Origin of the sequence: Pseudomonas sp. UBT (genome assembly GCF_050915955.1) — a bacterium.
Taxonomy (GTDB): Bacteria; Pseudomonadota; Gammaproteobacteria; order Pseudomonadales; family Pseudomonadaceae; genus Aquipseudomonas; species Aquipseudomonas antarctica_A.
In genome coordinates, this window is the sequence record NZ_CP168079.1 from 3,795,735 (window position 1) to 3,819,011 (window position 23,277).

The window sequence follows — 23,277 nt, forward strand, 5'->3', positions numbered from 1 at the left end:
CGTACAACGTTGCTCACCCTTTAATTGTAAAAAGAAATTTCAAAGCGCGGCTGCGGTCCATAATTTCATCACCCACCCTTTGAGGAAAACGGTCATGAAATTCTCCGCAGTCTCGCAGTCTCTGTCCCGCTGGGCAGGCAGTGCCCGGACGTTCTACGCCGCCGTCGCACTGATTTTCCTGTGGAGCCTGAGCGGGCCTTATTTCCATTACAACGACACCTGGCAGCTGATCATCAACACCTCGACCACCATCATTACCTTCCTGATGGTGTTTCTGATCCAGAACACGCAAAACCGCGACAATGACATCCTGCATATCAAGATTGATGAGCTGCTGCGCGTGTCCAAGGATGCACAAAACGCCGTGCTGAGCCTGGATGGCCTGGACCGCAAAGAACTGGAAAAACTGCGCAACGAATACCGCAGCATCGGGGCGACGGGCAGTGTCAGCCTGAACAGCAGTTGCGGTGAAGCAGTAGACGATGCAGTACCGAGTAAAACCGATCTGAACCAGGCATAAAAAAACGGCGGTTGGAGATGCTCCAACCGCCGTTTTTCATTTCAAGTGACGGCTTCAACCGTCGCCCTGATGACCTTTACCGTAGGTCGATGCCAAGGCACGGGCCTTCTGCAGACGCTCTTCCAATCTAGGCAGCGTCTCATCTACCAGGGCCTTTATCTCCGGTACATCCGATGCCGCGCCTTCCCGTTTGAACAAGGCGATGGCGTCTTCGTTTTCCTTGACCTGCTGCGCCGTGTAGGCAGCGTCAAAGGAGTCGCCGTCCTTGAGTTCAGGCATCAGGGTTTCAGCTTTGTCGACGATCTTCTCGCGCGGTGCCACCGGCAAGTCGAGCTTCTTGGCAATCGCAGCCAGATGCTGGTTGGCCAGGGTGCGCTCATTGATCACCTCGATGGTGTAGTCCTTGATTTCCTGGGACGAGGTTTTGGCGTGGGCCATGCGACTGGTTTCGATATCGGCCATACCTTTGGCCGAAGCCTGCTCGATGAATTCAGCAGGCGACTGGGCGAAAGCATTGCTGGCGCCGAGGCCCAGCAGCATCGCGAAACTGGCGGTGCGTAACCGGATAGCCATGCGGCTCATGATGGGTTCCTCCAGGGCAAAAATAGGTGCGAGAACACACACCTCGCCCTGAATTCGAATTTTCAGGGCGGCAAAGGTTTAGAAAAAACTTGCCAGTGCGACGAACGGTCGTCGTTGCCTCACGCCGGTTTGCTGCCAAACAGGCCCGGTAATGCGTGCGCTAGCGCGTTAATGGCGAAGCCGATAAACATCACGCCGCAGAGCTTGGTGATCAGGATTTCATGGCGCTGATACACCGTACGTACGCGCTGAGCCCCGACCACAGCGATCAGAATCGCGTAAGCCAGCAGACCACCGACAAAGCTCAGGAAGATCAAGGACGGCAGCATTGCCCAGGTCAGCAGCTCGGCGCGGCTGGACAGCAATGCAGTGAAAGTCGCCACCGCCACCGGGTAGGCCTTCGGGTTGGTCAAGCCAAACAAAATGCCGTGCCAAAACGGATGCCGCGCAGCGCCCTGAGGGGCATCACTGCTACGCCGTTGAGTGCGAATGGCGCGCCAGCCGAGCCAGAACAGATACAACCCACTGAGCACACCCAACACATCAAATGCACTGCTACCGACTTCCCGTGCGCCAACAATGGCGATCAGCGCCGTACTGCACCACACCACATCCCCGAGCAAATGCCCGCACAGGAAACCCGCCCCGGCGCGACGGCCGCGCGCAGCACCGATACCGAACACGGCCAGTACCCCCGGGCCAGGCGTAATGCCGTAGATAAAACCCGAAGCGAGGACGGCGAGCAGCAAGGATGGGGTCATGGGCGCGACTCTGACAGACGGTTTAGAGGTGCAGGGATTCTGCACGTTCTGGTGCTACGGGTAAAACTTCATACCTGCGTAAGGCTTGACACGACAGGCTTGCAGACGCGACGCCAAGTCACCGACATGGGCCTCAAGCTTGTGCCCATCGGGGTCGAGAAAATAGAACGAGGCACCTTCACTGCGGTTGTCGCGCCACTCCTGCACACCGCCGGCTCGCAGGCGCGCCACCAGTGCGCTGAAATCACCGGCATCCGCCGTGAACGCGTAGTGAGTGTATTCAGCCGCGGGTGCCGACAGGCGCGATGGATCAAGCGACAAACACAGCCACAGACCGGGCAACGAGAGGTAGGCGCCGTTGTCCCAGGTGGCGTCGAGCTGAAGCTGCAACAGCTCATGGTAGAAGCTGACGCTGCGGTTCAAATCGGTCACGGCAAGGGTCAGGTGGTTGAGGCCTGAGAGCATGGTGTTGTTCCTGTTATTGGAGGCCTTCGGACAATACACCCTGCACCTGCCCAATCAACCACTGCAAACCCGAATCCCCACCCCGGCGCGCATGCCACGCCAGTTCAAAGGCAAACGAGGGAATATGAAACGGCGGCGGCACGGCCAACAGCTGCTGCTGATCAATGTTGAGCAAGCCCCTGGATGAGACGGTCAGAATCAGGTCCGTGCCCTGGATCAACTGCGGCGCCACGCCCCAGTGCGGCAGGCTGATCGCCACATGCCGCCGCTCACGAATGGCCGTCAACGCGCGCTCGATTTCCGGGGTACCACTGCCACGCATTTCCAGCAGCACATGCGGGCGCGACAGGTAGGTGGGCAGGTCGAGCGTGCCACTTTGCGCCAGGCTGTGGCGGTCCACCAGGCAGGTGTAATGCTCCTCGAACAAAGGCGTGGTGCGCAGTTCGGCGGGCATATCGGGGAAGACGCCGGCAGCCAGGTCGATATCGCCATTGAGCACGCCGTCCACCATCCCTTCACGGCTGGCCTGGATAATTTGCAGGTCGATGCCGGGGGCTTCACGGCGCAACGTGCGCACCAGATCAGGCAGAAAAATGGCCGCGCTGTAGTCCGACATCGCCACGCGAAACCTGCGTTTGGCTGACGCCGGGTCAAAGCGATTCGGCGCCAACAGTACCTGCACCTGGGCCAAGGCTTCGGCCAACGGCGTCGCCAATTCCAGGGCACGCGCCGTCGGCACCAGCGTGCCGCCCTGGCGTACCAGCAATGGGTCACTCAACACGTCTCGCAGTCGGGCCAACGCGTGGCTGACCGCCGGCTGGCTCAGGTGCAAACGCTCGGCAGCGCGGGTGACGTGTTGCTCGCTGAGCAAGGCATCCAGAATCACCAACAGGTTAAGGTCGATGCGGCGAAGATCATTCATCAGATGCATGCTCGGCATAAGAACTTTGAATTTAAATTTGCGCGACGAATAGCCTAGAGTCCAGAAAAACCTCTGGGAGATTCGAAATGACGACGTTGCATTGGGTAGGTTTGTTGGCGCTGGCGGTGATTGCGGGAGCGGTGGTGCCGTTTCAAAGTGCGATCAATGCCAACCTCGGGCGCGGCCTCGGTCACCCGTTGTGGGCCACGTTGGCGTCCCTGCTGGTGAGCATAATCGTGTTGCTGCCGGTGATGCTGGCCCTGCGTTTACCGCTGCCGAGCCTGAGCTTTATCAGCAAGGCACCGCTGTGGATGTGGGCCGGTGGCGCATTTGGCGTGTGCTTTATTTCCCTGGCGTTGATGTTGCTGCCCAAGTTGGGCGCGTCGGGGTTTATTGCACTGGCCATGGCCGGTCAGATTCTCGCCTCGCTGCTGCTCGATCACTTTGGCCTGTTCGGCCTGGTCGAGCGCCAACTCACAACGCCCCGTGTGCTGGGGGCGTTGTTGTTGATGGGCGGGGTGGCGTTGATTCAATTCAGCAGCACGCCCGCCCGGGCATTGGCAACGGCGGGCTGATCAACCCCGATCCAACGTGCGCAGCTTTTGCGGCAAGCCCCACAGCAGCAGCGCCGCCGCCAACAGTGCGCACACGCCGATCATATACAGCGCCGGGGTGGTGCTGCCGGTGAGGTCCTTGATCCGCCCCACCATCACCGGGCTGACGATGCCGCCGAACTGGCCCAGGGTGTTGATCACCGCAATGCCTCCGGCCGCACCGGCACCGGCGCCGGCCAGTAGCTTGGGGGGCAGGGTCCAGAACGTCGGGATCGAGGCGATAATGCCGGCGCCCAACATGCCCAGGGCGATGATCAGGAAGGTGGTGTGGTCGGCAAAGATCCCGGCACTGAAAAAGCCAATCGCACCGAGCACCACCAAGCCGCAGACAAACTTGCGGCGCTCGCCCGTGGCGTCCGACAACCGCCCGACCACCACCATGCTGATTGCCCCGCACACATACGGAATCGCCGTGAGCAGGCCAATCATCACCGGGCTCTGGGTGCCCGCGCTGCGGATCAGTTGCGGTGCCCAGAAGTTGAGGCCATAGGACGCCACCTGGATCAGGAAGTAGATAAACCCGAGCATCAGGAACCCAGGAATGCGGATCGCCGACAGCAGTGAACCACCGTGCGGGTTCGGCTCATGCTGGGCGATACGGCTGGACAGCAACGTCTTCTCTGCCGAGCTCAGCCAGTGGGCGTCTTCAATCCGGTCCTTGAGCAACGTCAGCACCAGAAAACCCAGGCCGATGCAGGGCAAGCCGCCGAGCAGGAACAACCAGTGCCAGCCGCGCATCTGTAGCACGCCGTCGAGATGTTCCAAGACCAGCCCCGAGAAAGGCGCGCCGACCAATCCTGCGAACGCCGAAGCCAGGAACAGCAACGAGGTGATGCGCCCGCGAAAGTGCTGCGGGAACCACAACGTCAGGTAATACAGCACGCCCGGCGCAAACCCCGCTTCCATCGCACCGATGATGAAGCGCAGGCCGTAGAACTGCCATTCGGCAGTGACAAACACCATGGCCGCCGTGGCCAGGCCCCACGACATCATGATCCGCGCGATCCAGCGGCGGGCGCCGACCTTGTACAGCATCATGTTGCTCGGCACTTCGAAAATCACATAGCCCACCACAAACAACCCGGCGCCCAGGCCGTAAGCGGTGTCACTCAGGCTCAGGTCGGTTTGCAACTGGAACTTGGCGAAGCTGATGTTGATGCGGTCAAAAAACGCGAACAGGTAACACACCATGATCAGCGGCATCAGGCGCCAGGCGACCTTGCTGACCAGGGCTTTTTCGGCATCGATTTCCGCGGCCGGGCGCACGCCTGCCTCTAACGTATTAGTGCTCATGCTTTCTCTCCAGCGGGCTGCTCAAAGGCGCCCGATTGTTTTTGTTGTCTGGTGCGGCGTTACAGCGTGGCGATGTAAGCGAGTGGTGAATGCAGGTCGCAATTGCGCCCCGCCTTGGCCACCTGGCCGGGCAGCTCATGGCCGAGCAGGGCCGGCAAGCGGCGGGACATATGCAACAAGTGCGGCAGGTCGATGCCGGTGTGAATCCCCACCTCCTCGCACAGGTTGACCAGGTCTTCGGTGCAGATATTGCCTGACGCACCCGGCGCAAACGGGCAGCCGCCGAGGCCGCCCAGGGCCGCATCAAAACGGCGGGCGCCGGCTTCGTAAGCCGCCAGCACATTGCACAAACCCAAGCCGCGGGTGTTGTGAAAATGCAGGGTCAAGTCGCTGGCGGGGACGCGCTGCAACACGCGCTTGACCAGGCGTTCTACCTGTCGCGGATTGGCCATGCCCGTGGTGTCGGCCAGGGTGATGCCCTGGATGCCCAACGCAAGGTAGGCATCGACGATTTGCAGCACACGGTCTTCATCAATCCTGCCTTCGAACGGGCAACCGAAGGTGGTGGCGATGCTGCCATTGAGATGCACCGGGTAGTCGGCAGCAAAGCTGACAATGTCTTCAAATGCCGCCAACGAGGCCTCGCAGCGCATGCGCATATTCGCCAGGTTGTGGGTCTGGCTGGCGGACATCACCAGGTTCAGCTCATCGGCCCGCGACTCAATGGCGCGCTGCGCGCCTTTGAGGTTGGGGATCAGCGCGACATAGATAACGCTGGGGCGCCGGTGGATGCCCTGGAACACTTGCTCACCATCGCGCAAGGCGGGAATGGCCTTGGGCGAGACAAACGAACCGGCTTCGATCCGCGAAAAACCGGCCAGGGACAGCTGGTCGATCAACGCAATCTTGTCGGCCGTCTCGACCCAGGTGGGCTCGATTTGCAAGCCATCGCGCGGGGACACTTCCTGCACGATCAGCGGGTCGCAATAGTCCGTGATCATTGCACCACTCCCGAGGTTTTCAGGCGTTGGATATCAGCGTCTGTCAGGCCGAGGCCAGCGAGGATGTCGTCAGTGTGCTGGCCAAGCGTCGGGCCCTGCCAGTTCACGGCGCCAGGGGTTTCGGAAAGCTTGGGCACAATGCCGGGCATCTTCACTGAAACGCCACCGGGCAGTTCGGCATTGAGCAGCATGTCGCGCGCCTGGTAGTGCGGGTCGCTGACGATATCAGCCACTGAATAGATACGCCCGGCCGGCACTTCAGCGGCTTGCAAGGCACTGAGCACCTGGTCGATGGGCTGGCTGCTGGTCCAGTGGGTGATTGCCGCATCGAGCAAGCCACTTTTGGCTGCGCGACCATCGTTGTGGGCGAATTCGGGCGCTTCGGCCAGGTCGGCGCGGCCAATGGTATGCATCAGGCGCTTGTAGATCGGGTCGCTGTTACCGGCGATTACCACATATGCGCCGTCGGCGGTCAGGTAGGTATTGGACGGCGCAATGCCGGGCAAGGCGCCGCCGCTGCGCTCACGCACATGGCCGAGCATGTCGTATTCGGGCACCAGGCTTTCCATCAGGTTGAACACACTTTCGGCCAGCGACACATCGACAATCTGCCCGTCGCCCTGCCCGGTCTTGACCCGCAGCAGCGACATCAACGCGCCAATCACACCGTGCAGTGACGCGAGGGAATCGCCCAGGCTCACACCCACCCGCGCCGGAGGCGAATCCGGGTTGCCGGTGGTGTAGCGGATGCCGCCCATCGCCTCGCCGATGGCACCAAAGCCCGGGCGGTCGCGATAAGGGCCCGTCTGGCCGTAGCCGGAGATACGCACCAGGGTCAGCTTGGGGTTGAGGGCGTGCAACACGTCCCAGCCCAGGCCGAGCTTTTCCAGGCCGCCGGGGCGCAGGTTTTCGATCAGCACGTCGGCGTCACCGAGCAGTTGCTTGATCAAGCCCAGGCCTTCAGGGGACTTGAGGTCCAGCGCCAGGGACTTCTTGTTGCGCGATTGCAGGTACCACCACAGCGACGTGCCTTCGTGCAGCTTTCGCCATTTGCGAAGCGGGTCGCCCTGGCCCATGGCTTCGATCTTGATCACTTCGGCGCCAAACTCGGCCATCAGCCGGGCGGCGAACGGCGCGGCAATCAGGGTGCCGATCTCGATCACCTTGATACCGCTCAACGGAGCCGTCATGGGGTGTGCCTCTTATTCTTGGAATGTGCGACCAAGGCTAGAGGACAAGGGGACGATAAATCCAACCGTCAGTTGGCAAGGAGCGTTCGCGAAACACGAACACTCAGATAATCGAACAGTAACCGACTGACCGGCGACAACTGCGCCTCATCGCGCACCACCACGATCAAGCGGCGATCCGACCAGGTATCCGTCAGCGGCACGGCGTGCAACCCCAACGCACGACCAAACAGTTCATAGGCCTTTTGCGGGAGGATGCCGATGCCCATATTCGCCTGGACCATCCGGCACATCGCATCAAACCCCGGCACATGGATGCGCAGGCGCAGCATCTTGCCCGCCTCGCGTGCGGCGGCGTGGGTGCGCATATTGATGGAGCTGGCGGCATGCAGGCCGACGTAATCGCTGTCGAGGGTTTCAGCGAATGCCAAGGTCTGGCGTGTGGCCAACGGATGATCCGCCGGCATCAGCACCACCAGTTTGTCGTGGCGATAAATCACGCTGGGCAGGCCTTTGGTGTCGGTGTCACTGGAGCAAATCCCCAGGTCCGCGACCCCATCCAGCACGCCTTGCACCACGCCATTGCTGGGGCGCTCTTCCAGGTCGGTTTTCACTTCGGAGTGCCGTGCGGAAAAATCGCGCAGGTCCTCCGGAAGGAACTGAATGATCGCCGACAGATTCGCCAGCATCCGCACATAACCGCGCACACCGTGGCTATGTTCACCCAGTTCCAGGCCCATTTTTTCGACGTTGAACAGCATCTGCCGCGCATGGTGCAACAGGGTTTCGCCCGCAGCGGTCAGGTCCATCCCCTTGGCGCGACGCACAAACAAACTCACGCCCAGTACCTGTTCCAACTCCATCAGGCGCTTGCTCGCCGCCGAGACCGCAATGGCTTCACGGGCAGCCGCGCGGGTCAGCGTGCCTTCTTCGAACACCGCAACGAACAGTTGCAAGGTGATCAGGTCCAGGCGACGCACCAGGCTCTTGTGCAACATCAGCGACGCTCGGAGGCCAAGCGATTGATCTGCGCCTGTTCCACCACTGCATGCGGCGCACCGTGGCGCACCGCCGCCAACATGGCCTGGCCGACGGTCTCGGTGCTTACCACCCAGCCTGGCTTGGCGCGACGCACAAACGAGAGCAACGGCCCGAGCACGGTATAGAAGGCTTGGTACAACGGCGTCTTCGAGCGCACGCCATGCAAGGGCTGGATAACCCCCGGCCGAAACAGGTACACCGCCTTGAACGGCAGGCGCAGCAAGGCGTTTTCTGTCTTGCCTTTGATACGCGCCCACATCAACTTGCCTGCCTCGGAGCTGTCGGTGCCGGCACCGGACACGTAGATAAACGTCATTTGCGGGTTGAGCCGCGCCAGGGTACTGGCGGCGACCAGCGTCAGGTCATAAGTGAGGTGGGTGTACCGGGTTTCATTCATGCCTGCCGACGAAACGCCGAGGCAAAAAAAGCACGCGTCAAACCCTTGCAGCAAGTTTTCCAGGGGCTGGAAATCCAGCATATCGCTGTGCAACACCTGGTGCAGCTTGCCGTGCTCCTGGGTCAACGGGGTGCGGCCGACGGCGACGACTTCCTGGACGTCAGCCGCCAGCAGGCACTCGCGCAGCACGCCTTGGCCGACCATGCCGGTGGCGCCGAATAGGAGAACTCTCATTGGGGGACCTCAGCGGCAAGCCGCAAGCTTCATGCTCAAGTTGAATGCAGTTCAGCTCGTAGCTTAACGCTTGCAGCATGCGACTGCTCCTTTTAGAACGCGCTGCGAAAGATCTCCTCAATCTGACGCTGATCGGCCCGCCGTGGGTTGGTCAGGCCACAGGCATCCTTCAACGCATTGGTCGCCAGCAGCGGAATGTCCTGCAGCTTGGCGCCCAGCTCGCGCAGCCCGGCCGGAATCTCGACATCCTGGGCCAACGTGCGAATGGCGGCGATAGCCGCCTGGGCGCCCTCTTCCGGAGTAATGCCCTTGATATCGGCGCCCAATGCACGCGCCACGTCGCTCAAGCGTTCGGCGCTGACACTGGCGTTGAAGCTTTGTACATGCGGCAGCAGCACCGCGTTGCACACGCCGTGGGGCAAGTCGTACAGGCCGCCGAGTTGGTGGGCCATGGCGTGCACAAAACCCAGGGAGGCATTGTTGAACGCCATCCCGGCAAGAAATTGCGCATAGGCCATGTTTTCCCGTGCAGCCTTGTCGGTGCCATCGTGCACCGCCAGGCGCAGGTTGGCGCTGATCAGTTCGATGGCCTTGATCGCGCAGGCGTCGGTGATCGGCGTGGCAGCGGTGGACACGTAGGCTTCGATGGCATGGGTCAAGGCGTCCATGCCGGTGGCGGCGGTGAGGCCCTTGGGCATGCCGACCATCAGCGCCGGGTCGTTGACCGACAGCAGTGGCGTGACGTTGCGGTCGACGATGGCCATTTTCACGTGGCGGGTTTCGTCGGTGATGATGCAGAAGCGGGTCATCTCGCTGGCGGTGCCGGCGGTGGTGTTGATGGCCACCAGTGGCAGTTGCGGCTTACTGGACTGATCGACACCTTCGTAGTCGCCGATATGCCCGCCATTGGTGGCGCACAGCGCGATCCCCTTGGCGCAGTCATGGGGCGAACCGCCGCCCAGCGACACGACGAAATCACAGGCATTTGCTTCCAGCAACACCAGGCCTTTCTCGACGTTCTCCACATTGGGGTTAGCTTTGGCGCCGTCGTAAATCACCGAGTCGATATCCTGCATCGCCAGCTTCTCGGCGATCATGCTGGCCACGCCGGCCTTGGCGAGACCCGCGTCGGTGACGATCAGCGCCTTGCGAAAGCCGTAGTTGCGGATGGCGGTCATGGCTTCGTCGAGGCAGTCGGTGCCCATGATGTTGACGGCGGGTATGAAAAAGGTGCTGCTCATGGCGAATCCTCAGAGGCGTTATGCCAACAGGATCAACCTGACTCGCCTGCGGCATCTTGACCAAGATCAACTCCGGCTCGTGATAAAGTCACCACCCAGCCGATTTCGAGTAGACCCGCCGCAATGATGGATTTCCAGGATATTGACGCCCACCTTGAAGACTGGAGCGCGCTGCGCAGCAGCGTGGACTTCAATGGGATTCTGATCGGCAACGGCGCCAGCCGGGCGATTTGGGAAGACTTTGCCTACGACTCGCTGTTCGAAAACGCGCGCACCGTCGAAGAAAAACCCCTGAGCCAATCCGAGCTGAGTGTGTTTGACGCCCTGCAAACCCGCAGTTTCGAACAAGCACTGGGCGCACTGAAAACCACCAGCCGGGTCAACAAAGCACTGGCGGTCAGCTCAGCCGCGCCGCGCAATCGCTACTATGCGATCAAGGAAGCGTTGATCAACACCATCCACGCCGTGCACATTCCATGGCGCCTGGTGCAGCCCTCGACCCTGGCGACGATCAACGCGGAACTGGCCAACTACGCCACCGTGTTCACCAGTAACTACGACCTGCTCAACTACTGGGCGATCCTGCACACCCCGGGCATTGATGACCTGTTCCGCAGCGCCGACGCCAGCTTCGACCTGCGCAACACTCACACCGAGGCCACGCGCATCCTCTACCTGCACGGCGGCCTGCACCTGGTGCGCAACCTCGACGGTACGGCGCGCAAATTGCCCTCCACCGACAGCACCTTGCTCAGCAGTTTTGCGATCAACAATACGATCAAGACCCTGGACGATGTGCCGCTGTTTGTCAGCGAAGGCAAGGTGGAAGAGAAGCTCAAGACCATCCGCAGCTCGGACTATCTGTCGTTCTGTTATGAGCAGTTGCTCAACCATGAGGGCGCACTGTGCATCTTCGGCCATGATTTGGGGCCGCAGGATAAACACCTGGTGGATGCGCTTCGCCAGGCCAGGCTGACCACGCTGGCGATTTCGGTATCGGGGCGCAGCGACGGGTTTATTCGTCAGCAGAAGCGCCGGTATTCGGCGTTGTTCGAGGGCAGCGGTGTGGCGCTGAAGTTTTTTGCGGCACGGACACATCCGTTGGGTAATTCGGCGCTCTCGGTGCCGGTCGAGCGCTGATCACCTGCAACAAAGAAGGTCAACTGTGGGAGCTGGCTTGCCTGCGATAGCGGTGGGTCAGCAAACCGTGTGTCAACTGGCAGACCGCTATCGCAGGCAAGCCAGCTCCCACATTGACTGCATTTCAACTAGTGATCGCAGTCATTCTTCAGCACTGTGCACCACGACCAACAACTGCGCCTGCACCTCCCCTACCGAGCGAAGCCGGTGGGGCTTTTGCGCGTTGAAGTGCAGCGCGTCACCCCGCTCCAGAATCACCCGCTCGTTCATGAAATCCACTTCCACCTGGCCTTCATGCACAAATAAAAATTCCTCCCCCAGATGCTCCTTGAAGGTCTTGTCGGTGAACTCAGCCGGCGGGTAGATGATGAACGGCAGCAGGCTGCGCTCACTGACCTGATGCGCGAGCACCGCATAACCCGGCGCAGTGTCCGGCCGCTCATGGCTACGCACCAGGCTGTAGCTGTCGAGGCTGACGCTGTCTTCGCTGAACAGTTCTTCGACCTTCACGTTCAAGGCCTTGGCCAGTTTCAGCGCGGCGGCAATCGACGGCGTATTGAGCCCGCGCTCGACTTTCGACAGGTAGCTCTTGGTCATCCCGGACTTTTCAGCCAAGGACTCCAAAGTTACGCCAAGTTTTTTTCTCAATAATTTCAAACGGATAGACATTTGATGCGGTTAATCCATGCAGAAAAGCGAGAGCTGCGCTTGCCAATGACACAAAGTGTCATATAGCATCTTTAGTGTCATTTGCGTTCACCCAACAGCCTTGCTCGCGCTGGAGACCCGCAAATCCGACGTCCATTGAACCACCCAAAGGACAACGATATGGCCAAGACATTAGCACTCTCAAAAGACCAACTGGTCAAGCAAGCGCTGATCCAGATGCAAAATTCCCTGGCGGATAATACGTGGACCGACCGGCAAAAGCTGGCGCTCACGTGCCGCATTCTGTTCGAACACGGCCACGACTCCGGCCTGGCCGGGCAGATCACCGCACGTGGCCCCACGCCCGGCACTTATTACACCCAGCAACTGGGCCTGGGTTTTGACGAAATCACCGCCAGCAACCTATTGCTGGTCAATGAGGACCTGGAAGTTTTGGAAGGCCACGGCATTCCCAACCCGGCCAACCGCTTTCACACCTGGGTGTACCGTGGGCGGCCGGATGTGAACTGCATCATCCATACGCACCCCACTCATATTGCCGCGCTGTCGATGTTGGAAGTACCGCTGCAGGTGTCGCACATGGACCTCTGCCCGCTGTACGAAGACTGCGCTTTTTTGGAAGCCTGGCCGGGGGTGCCGGTGGGTAATGAAGAAGGGGAAATCATCACCACGGCGCTCGGCGACAAACGCGCGATTTTGCTCTCGCATCACGGCCAACTGTCCACCGGGGCGAGCATCGAAGAAGCCTGTGTGATCGCGCAGTTGATCGAGCGCGCGGCCAAGTTGCAGTTGCTGGCGATGGCGGCGGGCACGATCAAGCCGATCCTGCCGGCGCTGGGGCGCGAGGCCCATGACTGGATCTCCAAGCCCAAGCGCCACGGCGCCGCGTTCAATTACTACGCCCGGCAGAGCCTGCGCCAACACGCCGACTGCTTGAACTGATTGCCCTTTTTCGACTGGAGACTTCCCATGTCCACACCCACTATTCACGGCATCATCGGCTACACCATCACGCCGTTCAGCGCCGACGGTCAACGCATTGACCTCGACGCCCTGGGCCGCTCCATCGACCGTTTGATCGACAGTGGCGTGCACGCCATCGCGCCCTTGGGCAGTACCGGCGAGGGCGCCTACCTGAGCGACGCCGAGTGGGATGAAGTCAGTGCCTACAGCCTCGCGAAAATCGCCAGGCGCGTACCGACTATCGTCAGTGTGTCCGACCTGACCACCGCCAAGGCCGTGCGTCGGGCCCGTTATGCCGAGGCCAATGGCGCCGACGTGGTGATGGTACTGCCGGCCTCGTACTGGAAACTCAGCGAAGCAGAAATCCTCGCCCACTATGCCGCGATTGGCGACAGCGTCGGCGTGCCGATCATGCTCTACAACAACCCGGCTACCAGCGGCACAGACATGTCGGTGGAGTTGATTCTGCGCATCATCAAGCAGGTCGAAAACGTGACCATGGTCAAGGAGAGCACCGGGGATATTCAGCGCATGCACCAGTTGCATCGCCACAGCGACGTACCGTTTTACAACGGCTGCAACCCGCTGGCGCTGGAAGCTTTCGCGGCAGGTGCCAAGGGTTGGTGCACGGCGGCGCCGAACCTGATCGCGCAGCTCAACCTGGCGTTGTACGAGGCGGTGTTGGCCAATGATCTGACCAAGGCGCGGGCCCTGTTCTATCGCCAGTTACCGCTGCTGGAATTCATCCTCAAGGGAGGTTTGCCGGCGACGATCAAGGCTGGGTTGCGTTTGACCGGGTTGGAAGCGGGTGATCCAAGGTTGCCGGTGTTCCCATTGGGTGAAGCGGGGGTCGAGCAGCTAAGGACATTACTGCGATAGAGCCGTGGCCTCCTGTGGGAGCTGGCTTGCCTGCGATAGCATCTCCTCGGTTTAGCTGACAAATCGAGGTGCCTGCATCGCAGGCAAGCCAGCTCCCACATTTTGACCGAGTTCATTCATTACACAGCGACAAATGACAATAGTTCTCGATATCATTCATGGCTTTTCTACGTCGTGCTTCGTCAAGAAGGATAGCCATGTCTCGTCCCAAGCCCGACCCGTTGTCGGCCGATGCCTTTCGCGGGTTTTATGCAGATATTCTGTATTTCCTGCGCAAGCGCACGGACAACGCCAGCGACGCGGCGGACATGACCCAGGATGTCTTTACCCAGTGGCTGGACTACCGCGACCGCGCGAAGGTCGAGCAGCCACGGGCGTTTCTGTTCCAGATGGCGCGCAACCTGCTGCGCGATCACTGGCGTAAACAGAAGGTACGGCAGACCGCCCACGCTGAGCCGGCCGACAGGGACGCCGAGCCGGTCACCGACGAGCAAAATGACCCGATGGCCGCCGCGCAGCGCCTGCAACGCCTGGAACAGTTGAAAGAAGTCCTCGCCGAACTCTCGCCCCGCAGGCGAGAAGCCCTTATGCTGCACCGCTTCGAAGGCCTGAGCCAGGCGCAGATCGCCGAGCGCATGGGCATTTCGACCAGCATGGTGGAAAAGCACATCGCTTTTGCCCTGCTGCATTGCAAGCGACGTCTTCACATTGACCCCGGCACGGAGCAGCCAGAATGAACCGCTTGAGCGACATCGACGCCCTGGACATCGAAGCGAGCGACTCCATTGACGCCCAAGCCGCCAGCTGGTTCGCGCGCAACCGCAATGACGCGGGGCGTGCCGACCGCAAAGCCTTTGCCGCCTGGCAGGCTGAGCCCGCCCATGCACGCGCCTATGCCGAATTCGAGCAACTGTGGGCCGACCTCGCCCAGTTGCAGCAACTGAACCAACCCGTGCCACTGCCCACGCGTAAACCCTCGTTCTGGCGCCCCGCCCTGGCCGTGGCGGCCGCGCTGGTCTGCACAGTGCTGACCACGCACATCGGCGCGCCTCGCGAGCTCTACCACAGCCAAATCGCCGGGCATGCCAAAGGCATGCGCACGCTCAACCTGCCCGATGGCAGCACGCTGTATGTGAATGCCAACACCCATCTGCGGGTAGATTTCAGCGCCCATCAACGCATCCTTCATCTGGACAAGGGCCAGCTGTACATCGAGGTCGCTGCCGACAAGGAGCGGCCGCTGTACGTGCAGGCCGGCGAGGCGAACGTGCGGGTGGTCGGCACCGGGTTTGATGTGCGGCGCAGCCAGCAACAACTGGTGGTCAGCGTCGCCCATGGCCAGGTCGCCTTCGCGGCGGACGCCAAAAGCCCCGTCACCTTGCTCGGCGCGCAGCAACGCGCAACTTACAGCTACGCCAAAGGCACTGTTCAACAGCAAACCCTCACGGGCGAAGACGTCGCCGATTGGCGCAGCGGGCACCTGTCCTTTCGCAATCGCGACCTGGCCAGCCTCATTGATGAGCTGAGCCTCTACCGGCCCCAGGCACCGTTGCAGGTCAGCAAAGCCGTGGCGCAACTGAAGCTCTCGGGCAATCTGGATGTGAATGACCCGGACGCCCTGCTCAATGCCCTGCCTGCCCTGCTCCCGGTAAAAACCGTGGCGTCGGCCGATGGCATCGTGAGAATCGAACCGATCAAGTAAGGCTCGCCCTCCATTTGAGAATATTTTGCATTCGCAGGTGTGGAATTTTTTGCCTGCGCCGTCTTCCTCCCGACTGTGTTTGATACGCACACCTTTTTGGCTATTTAGCCACCCCGGGGGATTCCATGTTTCGCGCGCCTTGCCACGCTTCGCACCTGTTTCTTCGACCGTCCCTGATTGCTACCTGCATGGCGTTCAGCCTCAGTGCCCAGGCCGAGACGTTCAAGCTGCAACTGCCCGCCCAGTCTCTGGCCACCTCGTTGAGCCAAGTGGCGCAGCAGGCGAAAATCCAGCTGCTGTTCGATGAAACATTGCTCAAGAACGTGCAGGCGCCGGCGCTCAATGGTGAGTTCACCCCGGAAGTGGCGATTCGCACCTTGCTGAAAAACGGCGAATTCACCCTGATCAGGGTCGGAACCACTTACGTCGTGCGCCCCGACGTAGGCAAGACCACCCACAGCGGCGCGATCCAGCTCGACGCCCTCAGCGTGATAGGCACGGGTAACGAAGTCGACGCCAGCACCGTCAACCGCTCCACCCTGACCCAGGCCGACATCGACCGCTACCAGTCCAACAACATCCCCAGCCTGTTGCAGACCTTGCCCGGCGTGAGCCAGGGCGGCTCGCTGAAACCCGGCGGCCAGACCATCAACATCCGCGGTTTAGGCGATGCCGAAGACGTGCCGCTGACCGTCGACGGCGCCACCAAGAGCGGCTTCGAGCGCTACCAGCAAGGCACCGTGTTTATCGAGCCGGAGTTGATCAAAAGCATCGAGGTCGAGAAAGGCCCCAACTCGCCGTTCACCGGCAACGGCGGTTTTGGCGGCACGGTCAACATGACCACCAAGGACGCCCCGGACCTGCTCCAGGACGGTCGCAACAGCGGCGCAATGCTCAAATACGGTTACTCCAGCAACGACCACGAACAGGTCTACAGCAGTGCCGTGTATGGCCGCACCGACGACGGCCGTTTTGACGCGCTGGCCTACCTGACCCAGCGCGACGGGGGTGATATGAAGGTGGCCGCCAAGTTGCCCAACGACAACAACGAGTACCCGGTCAACCCGCAGCGCTTGCCCAACAGTGCCCAGGATGTGGACGGCAAGCTGTTCAAGGTCAACGCGCACTTCACCGATGAGCACAGCGTTGGCCTGTCCTACTCGCGTTCCCACAGCAATCGCTGGACGCCCTTCTCCGCCGCCAGCTACCCGACGCCGCCGACCCAGGCCAACATCGACCGCTACGGCTACGAAGGTGCGTTGAAGCGTTTTTTAGCCCACCGCGACACTGTCGACACCACCTGGTCGGGCAAGTATGAATACACGCCGCTGGATAATCCGCTGGTGGACCTGACCGTCAAATATTCGCAGTCCAACACCGACCAGACCGACGAGCGCGACGCCAGCGCGTTTTTCCAACTGGCCACCGGCGGGCGCAAGATGGACACCGCCTACACCGACAAGCACCTCGACATCCGCAACGTCAGCCTGTTCGACACCGGGCCGTTGCAGCATGCGGTGACCGTCGGCGGGCAGATTCGCAGGCACATCCGCGAAACCGAGATGTGGATGCCTGGTGCCACGTACAACACCGCGCGCTATAACTATGGGCATTTCCAGCCGGGTTTCATGCCCCACGGCAAGGTCGATACCCACAGCTTCTTTGTCCAGGATGCGGTGACCGTCGGCGATGTGACCATCACCCCGTCCCTGCGCTACGACCACGTGCGCAACCGCGGCGAAGGCAACGATGCGCCGTACTACAACAACCCCGATCCGTCCTTCGGCCACGATTACAGCGACCGCACCTACACCGGCTGGTCACCGCGCCTGGCGCTGTTCTGGAACGTCACCCCGCACTTTGGGCTGTTCGCCAACTGGAGCAAAACCTGGCGCGCACCGGTCATCGACGAACAGTACGAAGTGCAAGGCCTGGGCAGCCGCACGGCCACCAGCGTTGACCTCGACCCCGAGCGCATCACGTCGATCACCGTGGGCAGTGTCGTCAGCTACGATAACGTGCTTGCCCAGGACGACAACCTGCAAGTGCGCACCACCGTGTTCCACAACAAAGTCGAAGACGAAATCTTCAAGGCCACCGGCGTCGGCTGCCAGAACCAGGCCATCAATGGCGGCACCATTTCCAGCGCCTGCCCATCGGGGGCGATGCCCAACTACCGCAACATCGGCGGCCTGACCATCAAGGGCTTTGAGCTCGAATCGTTCTACAACTCCACCTACCTGTTCGGTTCGGTGTCGTTCGCCTACGCCAAAGGTGAACATGAAGGCGCCTACACCAACCCATGGGGCCCGGACGTGCCGGCACGTGATATTCCACCGACCAAATGGGTGCTGGTACTGGGCACTCACATTCCAGCCTGGGATGCCCAAGTGGGCTGGATGGGCCAGTTCATCGGCGCGACCGATCGCTTGCCGAGTAACAAATATTCCGGCGGCCCCGGCAGCAGTTTGGGCGACCTGTTCTACGACCAATACGGCAACAAGGCCTACAACACCCAAGGCCTGTTCGCCAAATGGAAACCGCAACAGGCTTACCTCAAAGGTACCGAGGTCAACTTCACCGTGGACAACCTGTTCAACAACAACTTCCGCCCGGCCCTGAGCGGCGACCGCGCCTACATCAAAGGCCGAGATGCGAAGATCAGCGTCACGCGGTTCTTCTGAGGTTAGGGGTGCATTTCTCGGTCGGTCAGCACAACCGAGGCGATCCCTTCGCAGACTCGCTGAAGCTCGACAGCTCCCACATTGGATCTCCATTCGCTGGCGATCTACTGTGGGAACTGTCGAGCCCCAGCGAGGCTGCTAAGGCGGCGGCACTGCCAACAGAGCGATTGAAACTGTACGGATAAATCCGCACCCAGCTGTAGGCCCGCTACCGGCAGGTGTTGTGGCTAGATGGGCTTCCCTTGAAGCCCTGCAGATTTCGGTCCCCATCATGAGCTCGCGCGAAAACACCGGCATGGCCCTCGGCCTGCTGGGCGTCATCATCTTCAGCCTGACCCTGCCCTTCACCCGCATCGTGGTGCAGGAAATCCACCCGTTGCTCAACGGCCTGGGTCGCGCGTTGTTCGCGGCGGTTCCGGCAGCGGCGCTGTTGCTGTGGCGCCGTGAGCGCTGGCCGACCTGGGCCCAGGTACGCGGGTTGTGCCTGGTCATCGCCGGCGTGATTCTCGGTTTCCCGGTGCTGTCGGCCTGGGCCATGCAAACCTTGCCGGCGTCCCATGGCGCGCTGGTCAACGGCCTGCAACCCCTGTGCGTGGCGCTGTACGCGGCGTGGCTGTCCCACGAGCGGCCGTCGAAAGCCTTCTGGGCCTGTGCGGCGTTGGGCAGTGCGTTGGTATTGAGTTACGCGTTGATCACCGGCGCCGGCAGTATCCAGGCGGGTGATTTGTTGATGCTCGGCGCCATTGCCGTGGGCGGCCTGGGTTATGCCGAAGGTGGCCGGCTGGCCAAAGAGATGGGCGGCTGGCAGGTGATCTGCTGGGCGCTGGTGCTATCGACGCCGGTGTTGATCGGCCCGGTGTGGTACCTGGCGGCGCAGCATCAAGGGCCGATTTCCATGCGCACCTGGTGGGCGTTTGGCTATGTGTCGCTGTTCTCGCAGTTCCTGGGATTTTTTGCCTGGTACGCCGGGCTGGCCATGGGCGGCATTGCACGGGTCAGTCAAATTCAGCTGTTGCAGATTTTCTTCACCATCGCGTTTTCGGCGTTGTTCTTTGGTGAACACATCGAGCCGATTACCTGGCTGTTTGCCTGTGGTGTGATCGTGACAGTGATGCTGGGACGCAAGACGGCGGTGCAGGCTGCGCCCCTTCCCAAGCCGAACGCTATTTAATGTGAAAGCAGGCCTGTGTGGGAGCTGGCTTGTGTGGGAGCTGGCTTGCCTGCGATGCAGGCAACTCGGTCCGTCAGAAAACCGAGGCGATGCTATCGCGGGCAAGCCCGGCTCCCACACAAGCCCACCCTCCCACATTTGATTTGCAGCGCTCTCAGCTCAAATAACCATCCGCGCGCAGCAAGGTTTCCAGGCAGTGTTCGCTGATCTGGTAGAACGCCTTCAGCTCCCGGATTTTTTCCAGCAACTGCGCGTTGTCCAACGGCTCGGCGCGTTTGACCGCCAGGATCATCTTGTTCTTGTTGGTGTGTTCCAACGAGATGAACTCGAACACCTTGGTCTCATAACCGCAGGCTTCAAGGTACAACGCCCGCAGGCTGTCGGTGACCATTTCCGCCTGTTGGCCCAGGTGCAGGCCGTATTGCAGCATCGGCTTGAGCAGCACCGGGCTCTGGATTTGCAGACGAATCTGTTTGTGGCAGCACGGCGAGCACATGATGATCGAGGCGCCGGAGCGAATGCCGGTGTGGATCGCGTAATCGGTGGCGATGTCGCAGGCATGCAGGGCGATCATCACGTCCAGTTCGCTCGGCGCGACGCTGCGCACATCACCGCATTTGAACACCAGCCCCGGGTGTTCCAGGCGCGCGGCGGCGGCGTTGCACAGGGTCACCATGTCTTCGCGCAGCTCAACACCTGTGACCTCGCCCTCGGCCTTGAGGGTGTTGCGCAGGTAATCGTGAATGGCGAAGGTCAGGTAGCCCTTGCCCGAACCAAAGTCGGCAACACGCACCGGCCGGTCCAGTTTCAACGGTGACGAAGTCAGCGCATGGCTGAACACTTCGATGAATTTATTGATCTGCTTCCACTTGCGCGACATCGATGGGATCAGCGCCTGCCTGGCGTCGGTTACGCCCAGGTCAGCGAGGAACGGCCGCGTCAGGTCGAGGAAGCGATTTTTCTCGCGGTTATGCTCCGCGGACGGCGCCTCACGCAGTTGCTGCGGCTTGCTTTTGAACAGCGAGCTTTTGTTCTTCTTGCTGTACTCCAACTGGGCTTCATCCGTCAGCGACAGCAAGTGCGCGTTCTTGAACGACGCCGGCAGCAGCTCGGCAATCGCTGCCACGCCGTCCGCCAGCGGGAAGTTCTTGGTGATGTCGCGCGTCTTGTATCGGTAGACGAAGGACAGGCACGGCTGCTCCTTGACCGTCACTGGCTTGATGATCAGCCGCTGCAACTCGACCTCTTCACCGACGTACTTGGCCAGTACCAGCTTGATAAATGCATGCTGCGCGAGGCTTGCGCTCAGCAGTTCGATGAACTGGGCGTGATGATCCGGCGCAGGGCTGGCAGGTTGAGCAGTGACGGACATGAACAAAAACGCCTCGGGCTGGGAATGCCGGGCATTTTAGGGGGGATAGGCGTTGAGGGCACGGGGTTATTTGATCAACGGTCACTCAGCCGCCGCAAATCAAATGTGAGAGCTGGCTTGCCTGCGATGCTGGCACCGCGGTCCATCAGGCAAACCGAGGTGAGGCCATCGCGGGCAAGCCCGGCTCCCACAGAAAAGCAGCGCCCAAATAGGCTCAGGGGAATTTGGGTTATTCGAGCACGATCAGCCGGTTCGGTAATTCGTTACGCGTCTGCGTCACCGGCACATGCACCTTGAGCAACTCACCACAGGCTTCAATACACGCAATAAACCCGGCCAGCGTTTGCCCCTGTTTTACCTGCTGGGTAAACGCCTTGACGATGCCATCCCAACTGCTGTTATCCAGGTGTTTGGAAATGCCCTCGTCCACCAGAATTTCCACATAACGCTCCGCCTCGCAGACAAAAATCAGCACGCCGGTGCCACCCAGCGTGTGGTGCAGGTTCTGCTCCAGAAACTGCCGGCGTGCCAGGTTTGACGCGCGCCAATGGCGCACCGAACGCGGGATCAAGCGGGTAGTGACCTTGGGCAGGCGAAACACCAGGCACAGCACAATAAACGTCGCCCATTGCGCCAACAGCAAGGTGTACATGGTCAGGTAGCCCGACAAGTAATGCACCACGCCAGGCACCACCAACGCAATCAGGCTGGCCCATAGCAGCGGGATGTAAGCGTAATCGTCGGCGCGGGCCGCCAGCACGGTGACCAGTTCGGCGTCGGTGGTTTTTTCAACCCGGGCGATCGCTTCGGCGACCTGGCGCTGCTCGTGTTCAGTCAGTAATGCCATGGTTGTAGATGCTCTTTTCTAGTTATTGTCATTACCCGCCGCACGTTCATTACCAGCCACCTGAGGCACCGCCGCCGCCGAAACCACCGCCGCCGCCTCGGAAGCCACCACCGCCGCCACCGCCACCGCCGCCGCGCCCACTGCTGCTGAGGATCGCCAGCAAGATAGCGCCAACCGGCAGGCCCAAGCGATTGCACAGCCATAACACGCCGATCAGCAGGATAAACAAGCCGATGGAAAACCCGGGATTATCCTTGGCGAAATTCGCATCCGCCACATGGGCCGGCACCGCCAGCGGCTCACCGCCCACCACTTGCACTATTGCCGCCACGCCGTCGCTGATGCCCTGGCTGTAATTACCGGCCTTGAACTTGGGCGCAATCACCTGGTTGATGATCACCCATGACTGCGCATCGGTCAGCACGCCTTCAAGGCCGTAACCGACTTCGATGCGCAATTTGTGCTCATCACGCGCGACGATCAACAGTGCGCCGTTGTCCTTGCCCTTCTGGCCGATGCCCCATTGGCGACCCAATTGGTAACCGTAGTCTTCAATCGGCACGCCTTGCAGGTCGGGGACGGTAACCACCACGATCTGGTCGCCGGACGTTTGTTCCAGCGCCTGCAACTGCTGGGTAATTTGCGCGCGCGTTGCCGGGTCGATCATCTGCGCGGCGTCCACCACCCGCCCGGTCAACGCCGGAAAGGTCAGCGCCGCCTGGGCCACACCGACGCACGCCAGCAACCACAGCGCCAAGCCTATCCGTAATAAACGCATCGACACCTCAGAGAAGCCTTATTTGAACTTCACTTGCGGCGCTTTATCGGCGTCGGCACTGGTGGCTTCAAACGTGGCGCGGATCGGCAAGTCGCTGTACATCACGCTATGCCACAGGCGACCCGGGAAGGTGCGGATCTCGGTGTTGTAAGCCTGCACTGCCTGGATGAAGTCGCGACGGGCCACGGCAATACGGTTTTCCGTGCCTTCAAGCTGGGATTGCAGCGCCAGGAAGTTCTGGTTGGCCTTCAGGTCCGGGTAACGCTCGGACACCACCATCAAACGGCTGAGGGCACCGCTCAGGCCATCCTGGGCTTGCTGGAATTGCTTGAGTTTTTCCGGGTTGTCGAGGGTGCTGGCGTCCACCTGGATCGAGGTGGCCTTGGCCCGCGCCTCAATCACGGCGGTGAGGGTGTCTTGTTCATGGGCGGCGTAGCCCTTGACCACTTCCACCAGGTTGGGGATCAGGTCAGCACGGCGTTGGTATTGGTTCTGCACCTGGCCCCAGGCGGCTTTGGCCTGTTCATCCAGGGTCGGAATCGTATTGATGCCACAACCGCTCAGCACGCTGCTGATCAGTAGCAGAGCCGCGGCCTTGAAGCCCCAGCGGTAATGTTGTGCTACTTGCATGGTGTCTCTCCTGCCCAAACTTGATGGAATTTGACGACTCACCCTATAAACCGCGCGCTTGGGGCATAATCCGCCACCACCACTGGAATGCATTGAGCCAATCAGCTAAAAGATGCCCAGCGCGATGTAGAGTTCAGAAGTGTGCGGTATTTATCTGAACAACACCCGAACAACAATAGAC

24 protein-coding genes are annotated in these 23,277 nt (G+C 60.8%); 9 read left to right on the plus strand and 15 right to left on the minus strand.

Features of this window, described 5'->3' with window-relative positions; translation table 11 throughout:
• The first annotated feature begins 94 nt into the window (after nucleotides 1-94).
• Nucleotides 95-520 (plus strand): low affinity iron permease family protein, encoded by a 426-nt coding sequence (locus ACDZ94_RS17500; RefSeq protein WP_064451276.1) that lies wholly within the window; start codon nucleotides 95-97, stop codon nucleotides 518-520.
• A gap of 54 nt (nucleotides 521-574) precedes the next feature.
• Here ACDZ94_RS17500 and ACDZ94_RS17505 read toward each other — a convergent pair whose 3' ends face one another.
• From ACDZ94_RS17505 to ACDZ94_RS17520, 4 genes are all read right to left on the minus strand, one after another.
• A complete protein-coding gene (locus ACDZ94_RS17505) occupies nucleotides 575-1,102 on the minus strand; it encodes a DUF4142 domain-containing protein (protein WP_064451275.1) in 528 nt (175 codons plus the stop codon).
• Nucleotides 1,103-1,221: 119 nt separating this feature from the next.
• Nucleotides 1,222-1,863 (minus strand): LysE family translocator, encoded by a 642-nt coding sequence (locus tag ACDZ94_RS17510; protein ID WP_221294175.1) that lies wholly within the window; start codon nucleotides 1,861-1,863, stop codon nucleotides 1,222-1,224.
• Between the two features lie 54 nt (nucleotides 1,864-1,917).
• The gene (gene fos, locus ACDZ94_RS17515) at nucleotides 1,918-2,328 is read right to left on the minus strand and encodes a fosfomycin resistance glutathione transferase (RefSeq protein WP_064451273.1); all 411 of its coding nucleotides are present in this window, start codon (nucleotides 2,326-2,328) and stop codon (nucleotides 1,918-1,920) included.
• Between the two features lie 13 nt (nucleotides 2,329-2,341).
• On the minus strand, nucleotides 2,342-3,259 hold the full coding sequence (locus ACDZ94_RS17520) for a LysR family transcriptional regulator (protein ID WP_432751516.1): 918 nt from the start codon (nucleotides 3,257-3,259) through the stop codon (nucleotides 2,342-2,344).
• A 77-nt stretch (nucleotides 3,260-3,336) separates the two neighbouring features.
• On the opposite strand from ACDZ94_RS17520, the gene ACDZ94_RS17525 reads away from it, so the two are divergent.
• Nucleotides 3,337-3,825 (plus strand): DMT family transporter, encoded by a 489-nt coding sequence (locus ACDZ94_RS17525; protein WP_064451271.1) that lies wholly within the window; start codon nucleotides 3,337-3,339, stop codon nucleotides 3,823-3,825.
• Here ACDZ94_RS17525 and ACDZ94_RS17530 read toward each other — a convergent pair whose 3' ends face one another.
• The 6 genes from ACDZ94_RS17530 to yiaY all read right to left on the minus strand — a co-directional run bounded on the left by ACDZ94_RS17530 (nucleotide 3,826) and on the right by yiaY (nucleotide 10,261).
• Nucleotides 3,826-5,157, minus strand: coding sequence for an MFS transporter (locus ACDZ94_RS17530; RefSeq protein ID WP_432750524.1), 1,332 nt, complete (start codon nucleotides 5,155-5,157; stop codon nucleotides 3,826-3,828).
• A 59-nt stretch (nucleotides 5,158-5,216) separates the two neighbouring features.
• The gene (locus tag ACDZ94_RS17535) at nucleotides 5,217-6,158 is read right to left on the minus strand and encodes a hydroxymethylglutaryl-CoA lyase (protein WP_432750525.1); all 942 of its coding nucleotides are present in this window, start codon (nucleotides 6,156-6,158) and stop codon (nucleotides 5,217-5,219) included.
• Entirely contained in the window at nucleotides 6,155-7,348 is a 1,194-nt protein-coding gene (locus ACDZ94_RS17540; protein WP_064451268.1) for a CaiB/BaiF CoA transferase family protein, read from the minus strand. Before ACDZ94_RS17540 ends, ACDZ94_RS17535 begins: the two co-directional genes overlap by 4 nt.
• Before the next feature lie 68 nt (nucleotides 7,349-7,416).
• Complete coding sequence (locus tag ACDZ94_RS17545) at nucleotides 7,417-8,346, minus strand: LysR family transcriptional regulator (protein ID WP_432750526.1); 930 nt, start codon at nucleotides 8,344-8,346, stop codon at nucleotides 7,417-7,419.
• Nucleotides 8,346-9,020 (minus strand): NAD(P)H-binding protein, encoded by a 675-nt coding sequence (locus ACDZ94_RS17550; RefSeq protein WP_432750527.1) that lies wholly within the window; start codon nucleotides 9,018-9,020, stop codon nucleotides 8,346-8,348. Before ACDZ94_RS17550 ends, ACDZ94_RS17545 begins: the two co-directional genes overlap by 1 nt.
• 92 nt (nucleotides 9,021-9,112) lie before the next feature.
• Nucleotides 9,113-10,261 (minus strand): L-threonine dehydrogenase, encoded by a 1,149-nt coding sequence (gene yiaY, locus ACDZ94_RS17555; protein ID WP_064451265.1) that lies wholly within the window; start codon nucleotides 10,259-10,261, stop codon nucleotides 9,113-9,115.
• A gap of 123 nt (nucleotides 10,262-10,384) precedes the next feature.
• Here yiaY and ACDZ94_RS17560 point away from each other — a divergent pair, with 123 nt between their 5' ends.
• On the plus strand, nucleotides 10,385-11,401 hold the full coding sequence (locus tag ACDZ94_RS17560) for a DUF4917 family protein (RefSeq protein ID WP_432750528.1): 1,017 nt from the start codon (nucleotides 10,385-10,387) through the stop codon (nucleotides 11,399-11,401).
• A gap of 141 nt (nucleotides 11,402-11,542) precedes the next feature.
• Here ACDZ94_RS17560 and ACDZ94_RS17565 read toward each other — a convergent pair whose 3' ends face one another.
• On the minus strand, nucleotides 11,543-12,070 hold the full coding sequence (locus ACDZ94_RS17565) for a helix-turn-helix domain-containing protein (RefSeq protein WP_262667263.1): 528 nt from the start codon (nucleotides 12,068-12,070) through the stop codon (nucleotides 11,543-11,545).
• A gap of 159 nt (nucleotides 12,071-12,229) precedes the next feature.
• Here ACDZ94_RS17565 and ACDZ94_RS17570 point away from each other — a divergent pair, with 159 nt between their 5' ends.
• The 6 genes from ACDZ94_RS17570 (at nucleotide 12,230) to ACDZ94_RS17595 (ending at nucleotide 19,469) form a co-directional block, all read left to right on the plus strand.
• Nucleotides 12,230-13,012, plus strand: a complete 783-nt coding sequence (locus tag ACDZ94_RS17570) for an aldolase (protein ID WP_262667262.1) — start codon at nucleotides 12,230-12,232, stop codon at nucleotides 13,010-13,012.
• A 27-nt stretch (nucleotides 13,013-13,039) separates the two neighbouring features.
• Nucleotides 13,040-13,912 (plus strand): dihydrodipicolinate synthase family protein, encoded by an 873-nt coding sequence (locus ACDZ94_RS17575; protein WP_221294170.1) that lies wholly within the window; start codon nucleotides 13,040-13,042, stop codon nucleotides 13,910-13,912.
• Between the two features lie 197 nt (nucleotides 13,913-14,109).
• Entirely contained in the window at nucleotides 14,110-14,649 is a 540-nt protein-coding gene (locus ACDZ94_RS17580) for an RNA polymerase sigma factor (RefSeq protein ID WP_221294169.1), read from the plus strand.
• Nucleotides 14,646-15,614 carry a FecR family protein gene (locus ACDZ94_RS17585; RefSeq protein ID WP_064451259.1) on the plus strand — a complete coding sequence of 323 codons (969 nt, stop codon included), beginning with the start codon at nucleotides 14,646-14,648 and terminating at the stop codon, nucleotides 15,612-15,614. Before ACDZ94_RS17580 ends, ACDZ94_RS17585 begins: the two co-directional genes overlap by 4 nt.
• Nucleotides 15,615-15,739: 125 nt before the next feature.
• Nucleotides 15,740-18,298, plus strand: coding sequence for a TonB-dependent receptor (locus ACDZ94_RS17590; protein WP_064451258.1), 2,559 nt, complete (start codon nucleotides 15,740-15,742; stop codon nucleotides 18,296-18,298).
• A gap of 271 nt (nucleotides 18,299-18,569) precedes the next feature.
• On the plus strand, nucleotides 18,570-19,469 hold the full coding sequence (locus ACDZ94_RS17595; RefSeq protein ID WP_221294167.1) for a DMT family transporter: 900 nt from the start codon (nucleotides 18,570-18,572) through the stop codon (nucleotides 19,467-19,469).
• A 154-nt stretch (nucleotides 19,470-19,623) separates the two neighbouring features.
• On the opposite strand, the gene ACDZ94_RS17600 is transcribed toward ACDZ94_RS17595, so the two are convergent.
• From ACDZ94_RS17600 to ACDZ94_RS17615, 4 genes are all read right to left on the minus strand, one after another.
• Nucleotides 19,624-20,841: a class I SAM-dependent methyltransferase gene (locus tag ACDZ94_RS17600; RefSeq protein ID WP_432750529.1), complete on the minus strand. Its 1,218-nt coding sequence runs from the start codon at nucleotides 20,839-20,841 to the stop codon at nucleotides 19,624-19,626.
• Between the two features lie 229 nt (nucleotides 20,842-21,070).
• Nucleotides 21,071-21,688: a TPM domain-containing protein gene (locus tag ACDZ94_RS17605; protein ID WP_064451255.1), complete on the minus strand. Its 618-nt coding sequence runs from the start codon at nucleotides 21,686-21,688 to the stop codon at nucleotides 21,071-21,073.
• Between the two features lie 49 nt (nucleotides 21,689-21,737).
• Entirely contained in the window at nucleotides 21,738-22,466 is a 729-nt protein-coding gene (locus ACDZ94_RS17610) for a TPM domain-containing protein (RefSeq protein ID WP_064451254.1), read from the minus strand.
• A gap of 18 nt (nucleotides 22,467-22,484) precedes the next feature.
• A complete protein-coding gene (locus tag ACDZ94_RS17615; protein ID WP_064451253.1) occupies nucleotides 22,485-23,096 on the minus strand; it encodes a LemA family protein in 612 nt (203 codons plus the stop codon).
• Nucleotides 23,097-23,277: the final 181 nt, after the last annotated feature.

Coding starts and splice junctions, on each gene's coding strand:
- ACDZ94_RS17500 (WP_064451276.1), top strand. CDS start 95: ATGAAATTCTCCGCAGTCTCGCAGTCTCTGTCCCGCTGGGCAGGCAGT.
- ACDZ94_RS17505 (WP_064451275.1), bottom strand. CDS start 1,102: ATGAGCCGCATGGCTATCCGGTTACGCACCGCCAGTTTCGCGATGCTG.
- ACDZ94_RS17510 (WP_221294175.1), bottom strand. CDS start 1,863: ATGACCCCATCCTTGCTGCTCGCCGTCCTCGCTTCGGGTTTTATCTAC.
- fos (WP_064451273.1), bottom strand. CDS start 2,328: ATGCTCTCAGGCCTCAACCACCTGACCCTTGCCGTGACCGATTTGAAC.
- ACDZ94_RS17520 (WP_432751516.1), bottom strand. CDS start 3,259: ATGCATCTGATGAATGATCTTCGCCGCATCGACCTTAACCTGTTGGTG.
- ACDZ94_RS17525 (WP_064451271.1), top strand. CDS start 3,337: ATGACGACGTTGCATTGGGTAGGTTTGTTGGCGCTGGCGGTGATTGCG.
- ACDZ94_RS17530 (WP_432750524.1), bottom strand. CDS start 5,157: ATGAGCACTAATACGTTAGAGGCAGGCGTGCGCCCGGCCGCGGAAATC.
- ACDZ94_RS17535 (WP_432750525.1), bottom strand. CDS start 6,158: ATGATCACGGACTATTGCGACCCGCTGATCGTGCAGGAAGTGTCCCCG.
- ACDZ94_RS17540 (WP_064451268.1), bottom strand. CDS start 7,348: ATGACGGCTCCGTTGAGCGGTATCAAGGTGATCGAGATCGGCACCCTG.
- ACDZ94_RS17545 (WP_432750526.1), bottom strand. CDS start 8,346: ATGTTGCACAAGAGCCTGGTGCGTCGCCTGGACCTGATCACCTTGCAA.
- ACDZ94_RS17550 (WP_432750527.1), bottom strand. CDS start 9,020: ATGAGAGTTCTCCTATTCGGCGCCACCGGCATGGTCGGCCAAGGCGTG.
- yiaY (WP_064451265.1), bottom strand. CDS start 10,261: ATGAGCAGCACCTTTTTCATACCCGCCGTCAACATCATGGGCACCGAC.
- ACDZ94_RS17560 (WP_432750528.1), top strand. CDS start 10,385: ATGATGGATTTCCAGGATATTGACGCCCACCTTGAAGACTGGAGCGCG.
- ACDZ94_RS17565 (WP_262667263.1), bottom strand. CDS start 12,070: ATGTCTATCCGTTTGAAATTATTGAGAAAAAAACTTGGCGTAACTTTG.
- ACDZ94_RS17570 (WP_262667262.1), top strand. CDS start 12,230: ATGGCCAAGACATTAGCACTCTCAAAAGACCAACTGGTCAAGCAAGCG.
- ACDZ94_RS17575 (WP_221294170.1), top strand. CDS start 13,040: ATGTCCACACCCACTATTCACGGCATCATCGGCTACACCATCACGCCG.
- ACDZ94_RS17580 (WP_221294169.1), top strand. CDS start 14,110: ATGTCTCGTCCCAAGCCCGACCCGTTGTCGGCCGATGCCTTTCGCGGG.
- ACDZ94_RS17585 (WP_064451259.1), top strand. CDS start 14,646: ATGAACCGCTTGAGCGACATCGACGCCCTGGACATCGAAGCGAGCGAC.
- ACDZ94_RS17590 (WP_064451258.1), top strand. CDS start 15,740: ATGTTTCGCGCGCCTTGCCACGCTTCGCACCTGTTTCTTCGACCGTCC.
- ACDZ94_RS17595 (WP_221294167.1), top strand. CDS start 18,570: ATGAGCTCGCGCGAAAACACCGGCATGGCCCTCGGCCTGCTGGGCGTC.
- ACDZ94_RS17600 (WP_432750529.1), bottom strand. CDS start 20,841: ATGTCCGTCACTGCTCAACCTGCCAGCCCTGCGCCGGATCATCACGCC.
- ACDZ94_RS17605 (WP_064451255.1), bottom strand. CDS start 21,688: ATGGCATTACTGACTGAACACGAGCAGCGCCAGGTCGCCGAAGCGATC.
- ACDZ94_RS17610 (WP_064451254.1), bottom strand. CDS start 22,466: ATGCGTTTATTACGGATAGGCTTGGCGCTGTGGTTGCTGGCGTGCGTC.
- ACDZ94_RS17615 (WP_064451253.1), bottom strand. CDS start 23,096: ATGCAAGTAGCACAACATTACCGCTGGGGCTTCAAGGCCGCGGCTCTG.